Origin of the sequence: Paenibacillus sp. FSL R5-0766 (assembly GCF_037971845.1) — a bacterium.
GTDB lineage: Bacteria > Bacillota > Bacilli > Paenibacillales > Paenibacillaceae > Paenibacillus.
On the sequence record NZ_CP150227.1, the window covers coordinates 4555263 to 4569934 of the forward strand.

General features: G+C 46.2%; 15 protein-coding genes. 8 read left to right on the forward strand and 7 right to left on the reverse strand.

Features of this window, described 5'->3' with window-relative positions:
- Positions 1 to 171 precede the first annotated feature (171 nt).
- Entirely contained in the window at positions 172 to 1284 is a 1113-nt protein-coding gene (locus MKY66_RS19715; RefSeq protein ID WP_076216963.1) for a Gfo/Idh/MocA family oxidoreductase, read from the reverse strand.
- Between the two features lie 190 nt (positions 1285 to 1474).
- Here MKY66_RS19715 and MKY66_RS19720 point away from each other — a divergent pair, with 190 nt between their 5' ends.
- On the forward strand, positions 1475 to 2293 hold the full coding sequence (locus MKY66_RS19720; protein WP_017687546.1) for an AraC family transcriptional regulator: 819 nt from the start codon (positions 1475 to 1477) through the stop codon (positions 2291 to 2293).
- A 25-nt stretch (positions 2294 to 2318) separates the two neighbouring features.
- On the opposite strand, the gene MKY66_RS19725 is transcribed toward MKY66_RS19720, so the two are convergent.
- Together MKY66_RS19725 and MKY66_RS19730 are read right to left on the reverse strand one after the other, a co-directional pair.
- Entirely contained in the window at positions 2319 to 2633 is a 315-nt protein-coding gene (locus tag MKY66_RS19725; RefSeq protein ID WP_036674958.1) for a hypothetical protein, read from the reverse strand.
- A 32-nt stretch (positions 2634 to 2665) separates the two neighbouring features.
- Positions 2666 to 3604: a Gfo/Idh/MocA family oxidoreductase gene (locus MKY66_RS19730; protein ID WP_076216964.1), complete on the reverse strand. Its 939-nt coding sequence runs from the start codon at positions 3602 to 3604 to the stop codon at positions 2666 to 2668.
- Between the two features lie 199 nt (positions 3605 to 3803).
- Between MKY66_RS19730 and MKY66_RS19735 the strand changes: the two genes are divergently transcribed.
- A complete protein-coding gene (locus tag MKY66_RS19735; RefSeq protein WP_074095721.1) occupies positions 3804 to 4415 on the forward strand; it encodes a VTT domain-containing protein in 612 nt (203 codons plus the stop codon).
- Positions 4416 to 4595: 180 nt separating this feature from the next.
- Entirely contained in the window at positions 4596 to 5558 is a 963-nt protein-coding gene (gene msrA / locus MKY66_RS19740) for a peptide-methionine (S)-S-oxide reductase MsrA (protein WP_036614455.1), read from the forward strand.
- Between the two features lie 103 nt (positions 5559 to 5661).
- Here the strand turns inward: msrA and MKY66_RS19745 are convergent, their stop codons facing one another.
- From MKY66_RS19745 to MKY66_RS19755, 3 genes are all read right to left on the reverse strand, one after another.
- Positions 5662 to 6897 carry an MFS transporter gene (locus MKY66_RS19745; protein ID WP_076216965.1) on the reverse strand — a complete coding sequence of 412 codons (1236 nt, stop codon included), beginning with the start codon at positions 6895 to 6897 and terminating at the stop codon, positions 5662 to 5664.
- 81 nt (positions 6898 to 6978) lie between these two features.
- A complete protein-coding gene (locus MKY66_RS19750; protein WP_076216966.1) occupies positions 6979 to 7587 on the reverse strand; it encodes a TetR/AcrR family transcriptional regulator in 609 nt (202 codons plus the stop codon).
- A 136-nt stretch (positions 7588 to 7723) separates the two neighbouring features.
- Positions 7724 to 8524: a lipid II flippase Amj family protein gene (locus tag MKY66_RS19755; RefSeq protein WP_076216967.1), complete on the reverse strand. Its 801-nt coding sequence runs from the start codon at positions 8522 to 8524 to the stop codon at positions 7724 to 7726.
- Positions 8525 to 8915: 391 nt separating this feature from the next.
- On the opposite strand from MKY66_RS19755, the gene MKY66_RS19760 reads away from it, so the two are divergent.
- Positions 8916 to 9386: a DUF2188 domain-containing protein gene (locus tag MKY66_RS19760; RefSeq protein WP_076216968.1), complete on the forward strand. Its 471-nt coding sequence runs from the start codon at positions 8916 to 8918 to the stop codon at positions 9384 to 9386.
- Positions 9387 to 9510: 124 nt separating this feature from the next.
- Here MKY66_RS19760 and MKY66_RS19765 read toward each other — a convergent pair whose 3' ends face one another.
- On the reverse strand, positions 9511 to 10245 hold the full coding sequence (locus MKY66_RS19765; protein WP_036614465.1) for a YitT family protein: 735 nt from the start codon (positions 10243 to 10245) through the stop codon (positions 9511 to 9513).
- 949 nt (positions 10246 to 11194) lie between these two features.
- On the opposite strand from MKY66_RS19765, the gene MKY66_RS19770 reads away from it, so the two are divergent.
- The 4 genes from MKY66_RS19770 to cysK all read left to right on the forward strand — a co-directional run bounded on the left by MKY66_RS19770 (position 11195) and on the right by cysK (position 14432).
- On the forward strand, positions 11195 to 12232 hold the full coding sequence (locus MKY66_RS19770) for a nucleotide-binding protein (protein ID WP_051447360.1): 1038 nt from the start codon (positions 11195 to 11197) through the stop codon (positions 12230 to 12232).
- Entirely contained in the window at positions 12229 to 12462 is a 234-nt protein-coding gene (locus MKY66_RS19775) for a hypothetical protein (protein ID WP_017687536.1), read from the forward strand. Before MKY66_RS19770 ends, MKY66_RS19775 begins: the two co-directional genes overlap by 4 nt.
- 467 nt (positions 12463 to 12929) lie before the next feature.
- Positions 12930 to 13313, forward strand: coding sequence for a hypothetical protein (locus MKY66_RS19780; protein WP_076216969.1), 384 nt, complete (start codon positions 12930 to 12932; stop codon positions 13311 to 13313).
- Positions 13314 to 13475: 162 nt separating this feature from the next.
- A complete protein-coding gene (gene cysK / locus MKY66_RS19785; protein ID WP_076216970.1) occupies positions 13476 to 14432 on the forward strand; it encodes a cysteine synthase A in 957 nt (318 codons plus the stop codon).
- Positions 14433 to 14672 lie beyond the last annotated feature (240 nt).

A 14672-nucleotide genomic window follows, 5' to 3' on the forward strand; every position in this document is an offset into this window, starting at 1 on the left:
TGATTGCTGAATTCATGAATATTGAACTGTATACAATTACCGTTCAGATCACATGCCTGTTTGATTAGTGTGGAAAATCGAGAGTGTTTCTATCCTGAAATTGAACGTAAGAATACTGGTTATTCTGCATCACTCGTAAGAGCATCAAGCTTGGAACACTTTTTACTCAGACTAGTGGGATTCCACGGTTTCAACCTCAGTTTGAACTGTGTGAGTTACTGCAAAAGAATCATAGCTGCTCTCCAGATGTATGTGCTTGCCTTCAAGTGAAGAACGCTGGAATGAATGCATGGCTTCCAGTACGTGATAAGCAAGCTTGCCACTGGCTTTGTGTTCCCGTCCGGCACGAATGGATTCAACCATTTCCGTTACGCCGATGCCTCGTTCGTTTTGTCCACTTTCGAAGACTGGTTTGACCGTCTCCCAAGTGTCTTGACCGTATCTGCGAACCTTCACTTCCCCGTTAAAATAATTGGGGTCCGGTACACTAAGCGTACCTTCTGTACCATAGATTTCAATACGTGGCAGATCCGAAGCTCCGCGAATATCGAAACTGGTGATCATGGTTGCAATGGCACCTTCTGCAAAATCAATGGTTCCTGCTAAGTGAGTAGGCGTCTCTACTTGCAGTGCTGTACCTTCCTTCGGTCCGGAGCCAATCTTGCGATCTGCAATCTGTATGCCTGCCGAGGCACTGATTCTGCGTATCGGTCCCAGCAACGTAATCAGAGCGGTCAGGTAGTAAGGTCCCATATCAAACATCGGTCCGCCACCTGCGACATAAAAGAACTCTGGATTAGGATGCCAAGCTTCTGGTCCTCCACCCATGAAGAATGAAGTCGCTGCAACCGGCTTGCCAATCAGCCCATCCTCAATGGCTTTACGAGCTGTCTGTATGCCTGAACCAAGGAAGGTATCCGGTGCAGAACCAACATACAATCCCTTCTCCTCAGCCAGCTCAACAACTTTGCGGCCATCCTCAAGAGAAATTGCGAGCGGCTTCTCGGCATACACATGTTTGCCTGCTTCGAGTGCAGCCAGATCGGTCATGGCATGACTGCCAGGAACCGTAAGGTTCAACACAAGTTCAATTTCGTTATTTTGCAGCAACTCATCTACATTGTAAACGTTTGCGATATTAAATTCATCTGCCCGTTCCTGAGCGCGTTCACGAATCAAATCCGCAACAGCCACGACTTCAATGACCGGGTTGTTTTTGAGATTTTCCAAGTAGATGGCGCTGATGTTACCACACCCGATGATGCCTGCTTTCATTTTCTCCACTGTGACGTTCATCTCCTTACGCATGGTGAAAATCTGCGTTTGAATGGTTGAGATACATATGTTTTGTTGGATGTTTCCTGTTCCTTGAATCTAATACTATGGTATTCCGTTTCAGCTTCAATTAAAATGAATAATATGATTGAAACATGAACTATCTGGTCATAATTTTCAAATTGCAAGGAGTATGCCCATGCCGACAGATCAATCCTGCCAAGTTCTTACAGCAGGCTTTTCATTTCATCGTAAACCCTACGCTATGGTGCAGCCTGAAGGCGTGAAGAACTACCTGTTAAGACTGCAAACAGACGGACGTTGCCGTGCACGCATAGACGGGGACATGTCCCTGGTAGATGCGGGCGATCTGCTTCTTTTTGATCCTGACGAGCCCTATGAGCTGAGAATAGACAATGAAACCAATCCGATGGGAGAACGACTGGTGGAGAGTGGTGACTATCACATCTTCTTCAATGGTTCCTGGGTGGATGAGTGGTGGAAGCGTCACAAACGGCCGACCCGGATCAAAGTCGAACTGACGGAAAGCCTCTTGGTCCTGTTTCGACAGCTCGTACTGGAGCAGCGCCGCATCTCCAATCCTTATCCGGAAATTTCAAGTTATTATATGCGAATTTTATGTCTCGAAGTGGATCGTCTGCTCGCGGAGCATCCAACGATAACCAACACCAATTATGTGGCTTATGAGATCAAAAACTACATTGAAGAAAACGCTTCCTCTTTATTCAAGCTCGATGATGTGGCAACACATATTGGCATCAGTGTCTCACGGGGTGTTCATCTCTTCAAAGAAGCGTTTGGCAAAAGCATCATGCAATACACGCTTGACGTACGGCTGAATATGGCCAGGGAACGGATTATTTTCAGTCCAATGACCCTGGAGCAAGTGTCTGAGTCTTCCGGCTTTAACAACTATACCTATTTTCATCGGGTATTCCGTTCCCGGTTCGGCATGTCGCCGAAGGAATTTCGCGTCATTCACCGGGAACAGATGTAATCATATTAGTATACGTAAGTTGAACTTATTTGCGCGCGGCTATGGCCTCGGATACAACCATCGCCAGATCTTCATTGCCAAACATGGACAACACGCCAAGTACCGTATCATCCGGGATCTCACCGGCTTCCTCCTTGGATACAATCAGCTTCTGCACCTGCTGCAAACGCTCGTTGCTCTGCTGATCCGGGTAGGCTTGCCGGTACATCTCTTCCGGGTCCAAACCATTATTGACACACCACTGGGCAAATACGAGGATCATCATCTCTTCTTCCTGTTTATAGGTTTCTACAACAGCTTCCTCGATCTGTTTATTACGTTCCTTTTCATATTCATCCATGACTTGTATTCCTCCGTATGTGTATTCTGCAATTATTTCCGAATCAATTGTTCCGCCAGTTCATGACTGTCCATTACATGACTTGCACTGATCAGGCAATCATCAGGTGAGTCCAGACAAGCCAGGAAATTATCAACTGCTCCGCTAAAACCTCTGCGTGTTAACACGGTGTCCCAGCTCCCGAACGTTTCTTTGGTTTCCAGACTCCCCTGTTCCATGCAGCTGATCGTGTCCATGTTCACCACTTCAACAGATCGTCCACCACCATGCAATTCGATCTTCTCCAGATCTGCCCCAGCTTCACGCACCATATCGAATCGACCGTAGGGTGTTCTGCCCAGCTTGGCCGTTCCGGTTGCATGCAGCAGTCTGTCCAGATCATTCTTCCGAATCCATTGATGAAGCAACTCCACATTATGATCCGAGTACCACAACATCAGATCCAGCATATGGATGAGATCATCATAGATGGTTTCTGCCGCAGGACGATCCTGAATGCCTGTACGATGTTTGGTCACTGTCAAGGATTCAAAACCTTTTCCACCCTGCATCCATTCTTTCGCTTTTTGGTACATCGGTGCGAATCTGCGGTTGAAGCCTACTGCGAGTAGCAGCCCTTGTGCTTCGGCAAAAGCAGTCATCTCTTCCGACTCCCGAAGCGTATAGGACAACGGCTTGTCTACGTACACGGCTAATCCCTGTTCCAGACATTGCATGACAATGTCAAAGTGCGCTTCCGTTGCTGTATGTACAAACACCGCATCCAGATCCCAGGACAACAGTTCTTTCAGATCCGTTGTTCCCCGTTCTAATCGATACGCCTCCTGAACGGCTTTGACCGGCTCCGGAGATCGGTTCATTATGCCTACAATCTCCACGTTCGGATGAGCTGTTAACAGCGGCAAATATACTTTACGTGCAATATCGCCGAGGCCGATAATTGCAACTCGTTTACGTTGGGTTGTTTCCATGATGATCATTCCACCTTCAGTTCGGTTCTATATTTCCACGTCCTATAGTGTAACCCTTCGGACAGCAACTTGCCAGTGATTGCAGCACACTTCGCACGAATTGTTCAGACAATGGGCGAACGTGGTAAACTTATGAGGAACAGCAGTACAGATCGGGACACGACTAGACCTGCCTGATCTGAAAGGAGCGTTTGGGATTTTGCGAAAATGGTTATGGCTTCTGTTATATGTTTTACTTGCAGGAGTCACGTTTATTTACAGATATGAACTGCTGGCCTGGACCGATCTCCATCAGTCCATTCCGCTGTTACTCGCCATGGCAACATTGTTTGCTCTTGTGCCAGTAATTCCTTATAAGTTTGTTATTATCGCCTTTGGTTACAGTTACGGTACCACCACGGCAGCCTGGATATGCTGGCTTGGCACAACACTTGCAGCCATGCTCGTGTATGGCGGAGCAAGAACCATCTTCAGACATCAGGCGAGATCGTACCTCGAACGTATTCGGGGTCTGAACCGTTTTACCACATGGATGGAAGCACATCCGTTCATGGGTGTCATGTCAATGCGACTGTTGCCGATCGTGCCTCAGATGGCCGTTAATATCTACGCAGGTATAACGTACACGCCATTCTGGGTCTTCATGGTTGCCACGGCCATTGGGAAAATGCCAGCGATTTTTGTATTTGCCTATGCAGGCGCACAGGCTGAAACCTCAATCTGGCTGAGCCTGGCGATCCTTGCCGGATATCTGGTGTTCATGGCCATTGTATTGCTCTTATTTCGCTTTCGATCACGCAACAAAGCTTGAATTCAGAATTCGCAAACCGTTCAGATTCAGCTTGTTTTCATTCCGGCTTGGTTGGCTTGCCAATTCAGGATATAATAGAAGAGCAAGCCTAATGCTTGTGTAACAAGTTTAATAAAATGGTAGATTGCTGGAGCTCGAACACGAGCGCTAAATCTTCATCAGAAATGGAGTGACTATAGCATGGAACAACATTCAAGTGAGTTAGCAACTTTTGCAGGCGGATGCTTCTGGTGTATGGTATCCCCCTTTGAAGAACTGCCCGGTATTCATAAGATCGTATCGGGTTATACAGGAGGACATACCGAGAATCCAACATATGAAGAGGTCTGCTCGGAGACAACAGGACATGTAGAGGCTGTACAAATTACGTTTGACCCTGCCATCTTCCCTTATAAGAAACTGGTTGAACTGTTCTGGCAGCAGATTGATCCTACGGATACAGGCGGGCAATTCCATGACCGTGGATCTTCCTATCAGACGGCCATCTTCTATCACAGCGAAGAACAGCGCCAGATTGCGGAAGCTTCCAAAGCGGAGCTGGGACAAAGCGGACGTTTTGATAAACCAATCTTCACTCCGATTTTGCCAGCCAAACCGTTCTATGAAGCGGAAGAACATCACCAAAATTATCACCGGAAGAACCCTGCCCATTACAAACGCTACAGCAAAGGTTCTGGACGTGTAGATTTCATCGAACGCAACTGGACCGGTAACGTGGATAAAGACGGGCTGAAAGAGCGTTTGACGCCGCTTCAATATGAAGTTACGCAGAACAGCGCGACCGAGCCTGCATTCCATAACGAATTCTGGGATCACCACGGTGATGGTATCTATGTGGACATCGTATCTGGCGAGCCATTGTTCAGCTCTACCGACAAATACGACTCCGGCTGCGGCTGGCCGAGCTTCACACGTCCATTGCGTGACCACAACGTGAAGGAAAAAACCGATCTCAGCCATTTCATGATTCGTACCGAAGTGAGAAGTCGTGAGGGCGATTCCCATCTGGGTCACCTGTTCAACGATGGTCCTGCCGAAGCAGGTGGAATGCGTTATTGCATCAACTCTGCGGCACTTCGTTTTGTACCCAAAGAAGACTTGCAAAAAGAAGGATACGGTGAGTACGCCGTCCTTTTCCAATAAGTTATAATACAAATACAAAAAGAGCAGTGGGATGATCCCGCTGCTTTTTTGTTGTACGTTCTTGTTTTAATAGACGAACTATTGTTGCACAAGAATGCATTGATTAGGTTTGGCTCGAAGAGATTTCCGAATTCAATTGATTGGCAGGAGCCGTCTGATCATTACGAAATTGAATACGCATCGCTGGAACAATACCCATGATCATCACGGTAACCGAAATTGCGTAGACGATAAAAATGGATGTGCTGTTCATCAGTACACCTGCCATGGAAGATCCAAGAAGCATGCTTCCTATGAATAAAGGTGTGATGGTGCCATTCACTCTCCCGATCAAGTGCTCATCTATCCGGGTGACCAGGTACGTGGAGATGATAACGTTGATAAATGCCAAACTGATGGAGCTCAAGAAGCTGATCAAAAGGGTCAGCCAGAACCAACTGGATAACACTTCTCCCATCGTGGCTACAGCCAGACACAGCACACCTACGATCAGAGTTAGAGTCTGGTTCAGCTTGGCACTTACAGCAGCCGCAATCCCTCCTCCAATCAATAAACCTAATCCGGACGCTCCAGAGAGAAACTGTAATGACGTTGCTTCAAGTCCCAGACGTTCGGTGATCAGAAATATTCCAAGTGGGCTGATGAGACCCGCAGAAAGCCCTATACAGATGAATACCAGACTAAGCATTTTTAACGATTGAGATCGAGCAACATATTGCCAGCCCTCTCTGATATCCGCTAATAATGAGGTATTTGTTTCCCGCTGGGTGGCGTCTTTAGGCAGAAATGTGAGTAGAAGCGCAGAGATGAGGAACAGAATGAGTAATGCGTACATGGATGCCTGAATGCCCATTGCAGTGTATATAAACGTTCCGACGATTGGTCCGAGAATTAAAAACAACGATTGACCACTCTGTGTAATAGCAATTGCAGACTGCAAATGTTCTCCCTTTACATTTCGCCTCACAATCTTGAGAGAGGATGGTTGAGAAAACTGGCTAACGACAGAGGATACAAACGTGGCTACGTATAGAATCTGCCAATACCCGGAAGATAAGACGCCAATAATCATGACAATAGATAACGCACTCAGAATATCCCCCAGTATCATCGTACGTTTGGGATTCCAGCGATCAGCAAGTGCACCGCCAATGATGGAGAAAACAAAAATCGGGGCATATTCAAGTACGGTAATCAGCGAGACAGCTATTGGACTTCCTTGAGTTCGATCCATTACATAATAGAGGATTGCCATATTCCGGATCCATATCGCCAGATTTTGCAGCAGATCAGACCCTGTCACGATTAAAAAAGCTTTATTTCTGAACAATGTATTCATTCTCCATCTCCTCTTTTAAACCGACTGTCCGGTTTATTAATATTTAAAAAGAAAAACTGACGTTACATCAGCTTTTCATGGTTAACGTTGTTGAATGCCTGCTAGCAGACTGGCCATCCCTTTGTGGTAAATACGACGAATATCCGTCAGGTCCTTCTCATAATAGAGTGTAGTCAATCCGCTAAACAGACCGTAGATAATGTGCATTACATCCTGTGGGTCATCCGGTTTTAACTCCCCATCTTCCATCCCTTTAGTAATAATGGACTCATATGTCGCATACGGAATACGGATCAGGGAAAGCATCTCATCAAGCATCTCCTGGCTGACGACCTGACCCGAGACAAACTCGTTAATGGCGTGATTCAGCGGGTTAGCCAAATCATCCACGTAATGGTCAGCAAGTCCGTACAGTTTGTCTATGGCAGTCTTATACCCGGATTCTTTGTCCAGCCAAGCATCCATCCAATCTTCATTGTTAAGCTTGATTAGATACATGAATAACTCTTCTTTGCTTTTGAAATGATAATAGATGCTGCCTTTACTCCGATTGTTAATCGTACATATGTCTTCCATGGAAGTTGCACTATATCCCTTTTGGGCAAACAGTTCTTTGGTATTACGTGCAATGTCTTTTTTTATCTGGGCAACATCTTTTCTTCGTTTAACTTCGATTGGAAAAACCTCCATAAATTAAACCGACTATTCGGTCTAATAGTATCACAGCACAAATACTCCGTCAATTCATTTTGCACAGGCACCCTCTCATTTGCTGTTTCAAAAGATGTACAAGAGAGTGCCTGGCTACAATTCAGGAAAGAAGTCGTCACATCATACTTACGATCCAACCGATCCAATACGCAAATGGAATTAATAACAACTGTGCCAACAGTGTACCGAATAAACGGGATACGAGCATGCAACCATAAATCTGATTCATGCGATCCAAACGGATCTCACCACGTAATGATCGGTCACTGAGCAGGGAAATCCGCGGATCAATCAGGATGGTTAACAAAATAGTCGCTATTCCGTTAATTAGCCCGGTTGATTGGGATGCAGCTACAGCCTGCCCTGGGTAAAGATATGCTGCGTACAAGCTGGACAGGACACCCGTGGTGTAGATTGCGGTTACCGCTACATTCAGCAACATTAACCGTCTTGGCATCCCATGTTGTACCAATCGTTTGGCCATCTTCCAGGATGGCGGGGTGATGTAATACGTTGCATTTCTAATCTTGCTTCGCTTCAGCATACCGCGAACCATCGCAGGGATAGAGCCGGCTGCTTCAAAATGTACAACCATTCTCGATGAGAGCTTCACCATGGTTGGAAAACACAATATGGCTAATGCCGTTCCTATTGTTGCCGCACCCATTAACCAGTGCAGCTGCGCTGCAAAGTGTGGATTGGCTCCACGTGTTGCGGTATCCACCAGATTACCTACCATCGGACCTTGGGCCATATTCGAGGTTCTAGAAACCAGCAGCAAGATACCCGCCAAAGAAATGGCTAGCGCAATTCTGCGAGTGCGTAAACCACCAAGGCGTAGCGCGTATGATAAGCTGTCTGCGGCATGAATCAGCATGGTGAACAGCATAGGGATTGCCAGACTAAGACTAAACATATGTATGTACTCCTTTATATTCCTGTTATTGAACTTATTTCTTTCATGGACAGCATTATACTCCTCTGACTTGCAAAAGTATAGGAACGAGATCCTTTTATATAAGTTGAACTAAAGAATGTTTACACTGGGACACTCCGATGACAGAACAACCTTCCGATCGCTGTTATCCCCAGATTTTTTGATTCCTTTTAGAAAGGGGTAAATCCGGGGATAAAGGCGAACACTTCGTTTCTTCAGTTTTTTTCTGTCCTCTCCGTTTCGTGTAAATGTTTATTTCAATTTATATAGATCATCGGTAAATGCACTTACGACCTCGGATGTTCATCGTTTATCCCTCTCCTCACAGGGTAATATACAATTAATCCATTATTGTACAGGAGGGGTTCATATGCCTTGGAACAAACAGGATTATCCGGTATCCATGAAGAACCTGGAACCACGTGTTAGACATAAAGCAATTGAGATTGCCAATGCTCTGCTCGATGACGGGTATGAGGAAGGACGCTCGATTGCCATAGCGACAGCTAAGGCGGAAGAATGGGATGAAAATCATCCCGCACCGGAAAGTTCGAAATCGGACTCCACATCTTCTTCCGATAATTCCAACCCTAAAAAGTCGTCTTCCACGGATCGTCGTCATTCCGAGCCCGTTTCTTCGTCCAAAAGTCATGACAACATCCATGTCGTGCCTACCGACTCCGGTTGGGCGATCAAAGAAGAAGGAAAGTCTACCTATCTGTCCACATTTGATACTAAGGCAGAAGCTGTAGATAAGGCCAAAGAACTGAGTAGCAAACAAAATATTCGAGCGATTATCCATAATCAGGATGGTCAGATTGCTTCTTCGATCAAGTCTTGAATGAATCGGAAAACAACAAAATCCCTTTTGCTGCTGAAAAGCAGCAAAAGGGATTTTGTATGAACTTTAACTATCAAGACCTGAATATGATGAATACAGGTTATGGTTGTTCTGAAACGTATGGTTAATTGGATACCCCTCTAGCCACCGTAGTCCGTTGTGAAATAGCAGCAGCGTTAACTGCCTTGGCTGCAGCCGATGGCATCGGCAATTTCACAGCCGAAGTTGTAACCACGGTTCCGCGAGCCGGAACACTAACGACGTACGTGATGACTTTGCTGGCAATCCATACGGCCAGAATCGTATATAAAGTTTCTTTTACCGGAAGAAAGAAAAGCGACAATCCCAATACAAAAGCATCGCTGACAAAGAAAACTGTTCCCAGCTTCCATCCCTTCCAGCGGCTAACCAGCACGGCGAGAATATCGTCTCCACCTGTCGCTCCACCGAATCGAAGCACGATCCCAGCGCCTACCCCTGTCAATATACCGGATAGAACTGCCGGAATCCACAGATTTCCGTTAAACGACAATACCAGTGTGGAGTATCGTTCAAAGCCGTCATAGAATAGAGAAAATGCACCGACGCCAAGCAATGCCTGAATCATGAATTTCCAGCCTTTAAGGAACCAAGCCAGGATCATGACCGGAATGTCCAGTAACAACATACCGATAGCAGGTGATAAGCCTGTTGCGTATTTTCCGAGCAGGGCCAGACCAACAAATCCGCCCTCCGATAAATGATTCTGAAAGTTAATGTGATAATAAGCAAAAGCTAAAATAAATGTACCGAGTAGCATAATGGCGAATTTGATCGCCTCTGTTTTAACGTGTTGTAAGGTTAACGATGTTCTCTTCATTCAGGTTCCCTCGCAGTTTGTAGGTTGGTTTTTTAGACCGACCGTACCCTGCAAAAGGTAAGCCTGGAAGAAATCATCGTGTACGTCCTTCGAATATTCATTCCAATCCCCTCTTTCGCAGAGTCAGCCGTTTTTTTGAACCGGTTGGTGTACTCTACAAGGGGCGCTATGTGTATGAGAGATCGTAACGTTTCCAGATCGTCCTTGGGGAGATTGTCCTTCGGGAACTCATGGTATCCTGATCCTTTCTGTTCTGTTGTGGTTAGCTGTGCTCAGTTAAACTGAAAAATAACTACAATGCATAAGCTTGAACATTTAATTGTACACTTACACTTGGATTACAGTACCCTCTTTTGATCGCGGTTATCCCCGGATTTTTGGAATTCCATTTTCCCTCTGGGGAAAATCCGGTGATCGCTTATGCTTCCGAATCTGCTTTCATTCAAAAAGCTTTCAGACGAACGCTTCGCTTCTACAGATGGGTTCTGCACTCTTCGTTCCTGTGTAAATTGTAAATCCAACTTACAGCAGTTGCAAGTTCATTCAGTTTAAACACCAAAGCTAACTTGCTTGTTCTTCTATTATATAACACCAACGTGACCGGGTCTAAACAGTAGACCCCTCAAAAACAGGCATAAAGCAGCCTTTGGACTGCTCCAGCAGTCATACGGCAACACCAGGATAAGCAATGCTTGCTAATGGTGCAACCTGCTCCTTTATTCTATGACCAAAGCTTCCAAAAATAACTGTCAGTCACCCAACTGTGACAAATTGGGGCCTTTTTTTATTTTCTTGCGCTTTTTAAAGGAATCATTTTCCTTTCACACATACACTATAGCAAACGTAATCGGCTTATTCTTTGTCCAGTTCAGACGTTTCCAGACTTACTCTGCTGTTTATGGTATAATATAACAATTGAATCCCACTACCGTTTAAGCGAGGCGGATTGATGAAAACGTTAAAGCCAAGAGTCTTTATTGGCTGCTCGCTGGAAGCGAAGCCGATTGCAGCCGCAGTACACGAAAACTTACGTTTTTCAGCCGAAGTTACCCCTTGGTATTCCGGGGTTTTTAATCCAAGCAGCTATACCATGGACGATCTGGAAGTAGAGGTCCGTACGACTGACTTTGCCATTTTTATTTTTCATCCGGATGATATATCCAAAATTCGCGGGAAGTACTACGCGTCGGTCCGGGATAATACAATGCTGGAAATGGGTCTGTTTATGGGTCGTCTGGGACGAAAACGTATTTTTTTCATTCTTCCTGAGGATATTACAGACATCAAGGACACAACCAAGGTCGAAGGATTGCGTATGCCCACAGATCTGCTGGGGTTAAATCCACTCGTGTATGAAATCCGTTCTGACGGAAAGTGGGCACCAGCCGTGTCCGTGGCATGTTCCAAAATCGCAGACAGTATTGAGGAACAAGGACGCTGGAGTGACCCAGAATTGGAGAACATCATTGAGAAGCATAAACGCACTGAGGGAGAAGCGAGGTTACAACTGCTTAAGTTGCTGCGGTTCTTTAGGGAATTGCTGCGTACCCGCAAAGCAGATGCCAAGATGCTGGAGCGAATGAGCGATGCCTTGCGTACTGCCTTTGTCTCTCATCCTCCATTCGCTGTACGTGGCACAGCCATATACCGTACAGATGACAGTGGTTATATTGAGCAATTATGTGGTAATGTTGGAGAACCGGGGAGAAAGTATGACTTGTCCGCTAATGACGACAAACAACCGGATGATCCCAAGCGCATCCTGGTGATTGATTCTTACCGGGAGAATAAAATCAAGATTAACCTGTATGATGATTACCTTGAGAAAGAGTATCTGCTATGCTATCCTGTAGCCAAGAGGTATGTAATCACCGTTCACATTATTGGACATATTGAAGCGGATGAGGCGGTATTTCAGCAGATTGACCTACAGAATCGTCAACTGTTCAACGCCATCAACGATTTGTTAGGAGGCGAACCGGAATGAAACCGGAAACGAAAAAAATAAGCAAGCGCTGGGGCAGCGAAAAAAAGGTACGCCTCAGTTCTGCGCCCGAATCATCACGACCGGTTCCGGAACCCAAGGAAGAAGATCGTTTCCACAAGCCGGCCGTACCGCTAACTACCATTGGGCCCTCCCTGAAGGGCAAGGAAAGACCTTATAAGGTCATCCTTGAAAAAGAGGCGTTCTACGAAAAGCCTCAATATCTTGCTTAATTTCTGAACACATCATCAAACCTGCCGCTGAATCGGCAGTATTCCATAGGCCCCGCCGCCCAAGGCAGGGGCTTTTTTGTTGCTCATTTTCGCTAAAATAAAGCTGCTTCTACTCGTTGACCTGGTGCCATCGTGTTAAGGCAAAGCATCCTTGAATCATGATTGCAATTCATTGCAGTAATTCATTGCTTGTAATTACTTCTGTAGCAGACTGCATTGCATAAGGCTTAATTGGTTTATGGCCTTAGGTTTCCTGCAAAACCCATAAATTATACCTTATTTTGGAGCAGGCTTGTCCCTAAATCCTTAGCTTCATTCAATATCTGTACCTTTAGGAAAATGCGGTAATGTGTGCTTCCAATATTTCTCGGTTGTATTGTGTATCTCCATTACATATATTGATTATAATATAAGAACACATGTTCTGTAAATATAAAATTCCAATTAAAGGTTAAGGAAGTGAACATATGACATCCTCAACTTCCGCCCCATCCCCTGCGGATGAAGACCATCGTCTGATTAAAGGTCTGGTTGTGCGAACGCTTTTGCTGGATGTACTTGAACGAGATATTCGCACACTGGATACGCTGTTGCTGAAGATGCCCGAAGTCTACATCCTGTCGCTGACCCGCATTCAGAACAATGTGCTCAAGGAGATGTTGGCCCTTCGTAAACAGATGAGAACCCGCGGTGTCAAAGTACTGGAAGAGAAACGGGAAGCCGAGGGTATCGAAACTCTGTATATGTGCAGGGGGTATTGGCAACGGTTCTATATGCTGTGGACATTCGCACGCAATGAAGTCAAAAAAGAACTCAGTCGGCATCTGGAGATGGACTTGGCGCAGACTTGATATAACTTTGACACTATTGAACCCATCCCCAGCAAAACAAGTTGACCACGGAAGGTTACGTTCATTAAGATGGAATAGAGATATCCAACCATTCCAATAAGGCATGAAAAGATTTCAACCGGATATACTCTCAACGTCTTATCAATCAAGGAGTTGTACTTCATGGATTTGAATACACATTCGATTAAACAAACACCCGCACATACAGGCATTGCCGCAGATGTAACAGAACTGATCGGCCAGACACCTGCCGTTAAACTGAACCGACTCACAGGCAGCGACTCCGCTGATGTATACGTGAAACTGGAATACTTCAACCCGAGTGGCAGCGTCAAAGACCGTGCCGCCTATAACCTGATCGTTCAGGCTGAACGTGCGGGACACTTGCTCCCTGGTGCTACCATTATTGAACCGACGAGCGGCAATACCGGGATTGGTCTTGCCATGAATGCCGCCGCCAAAGGATATAAAGCCATTCTGATCATGCCGGACAATATGTCTAAGGAGCGCATCAACATTCTGAAAGCCTACGGCGCAGATGTGGTGCTCACCCCTGCTGCAGAGCGGATGCCTGGCGCAATTCGCAAAGCGAAAGAACTTCAAGCAGATATTCCGGGAAGTTTCATTCCGCAGCAGTTCGAAAATCAGGCAAACCCGGATATTCACCGGATTACGACAGCTCCCGAGATTATGCAGCAGATGGAAGGCAGGTTGGACGCCTTCATCGCTACGGCGGGAACCGGCGGAACCATTACCGGGACGGGAGAAGAACTGCGCAAGCAGTTACCCGATATCCGCATCTATGCGGTGGAGCCCAAAGGTTCTCCGGTGTTGTCCGGTGGCGAGCCCGGACCACACAAGCTCGTCGGTACAAGTCCGGGGTTCATTCCGGACATCCTGAATACCGACGTATGGGATGCAATCATCCAGGTGTCCGATGAGGACGCACTGGATACGATGCGGCAGCTTGCTGCCCGGGAAGGGCTGTTGCTCGGCCCTTCCTCTGGGGCTTCGGTGTGGGCCTCCCTTCGCATCGCGAAGGAACTGGGGCCGGGGCACCGGGTGCTCTGCATTGCGCCGGATACCGGGGAACGGTATCTGAGCATGGGTATTTTTTAACACAGCATAAATCTGCACACATCAAAAAGGGGCTTCCATGTCCCAAAAGTCATGAGCATGACAGAGGCCCTCCCTTATTAGCGCTCATTGGTCATTGGTTCTAATGAATCTGACACACGCTATTCGCTCCTATTTACGCAGGTCTGACGTGTAACGAATCACAGCGACGTTATTTCTCCAAATTCGGTCGATTTACAGGCTTAAAAGCCATTTTCGGCGGGATAACGTTACTGAGATTCG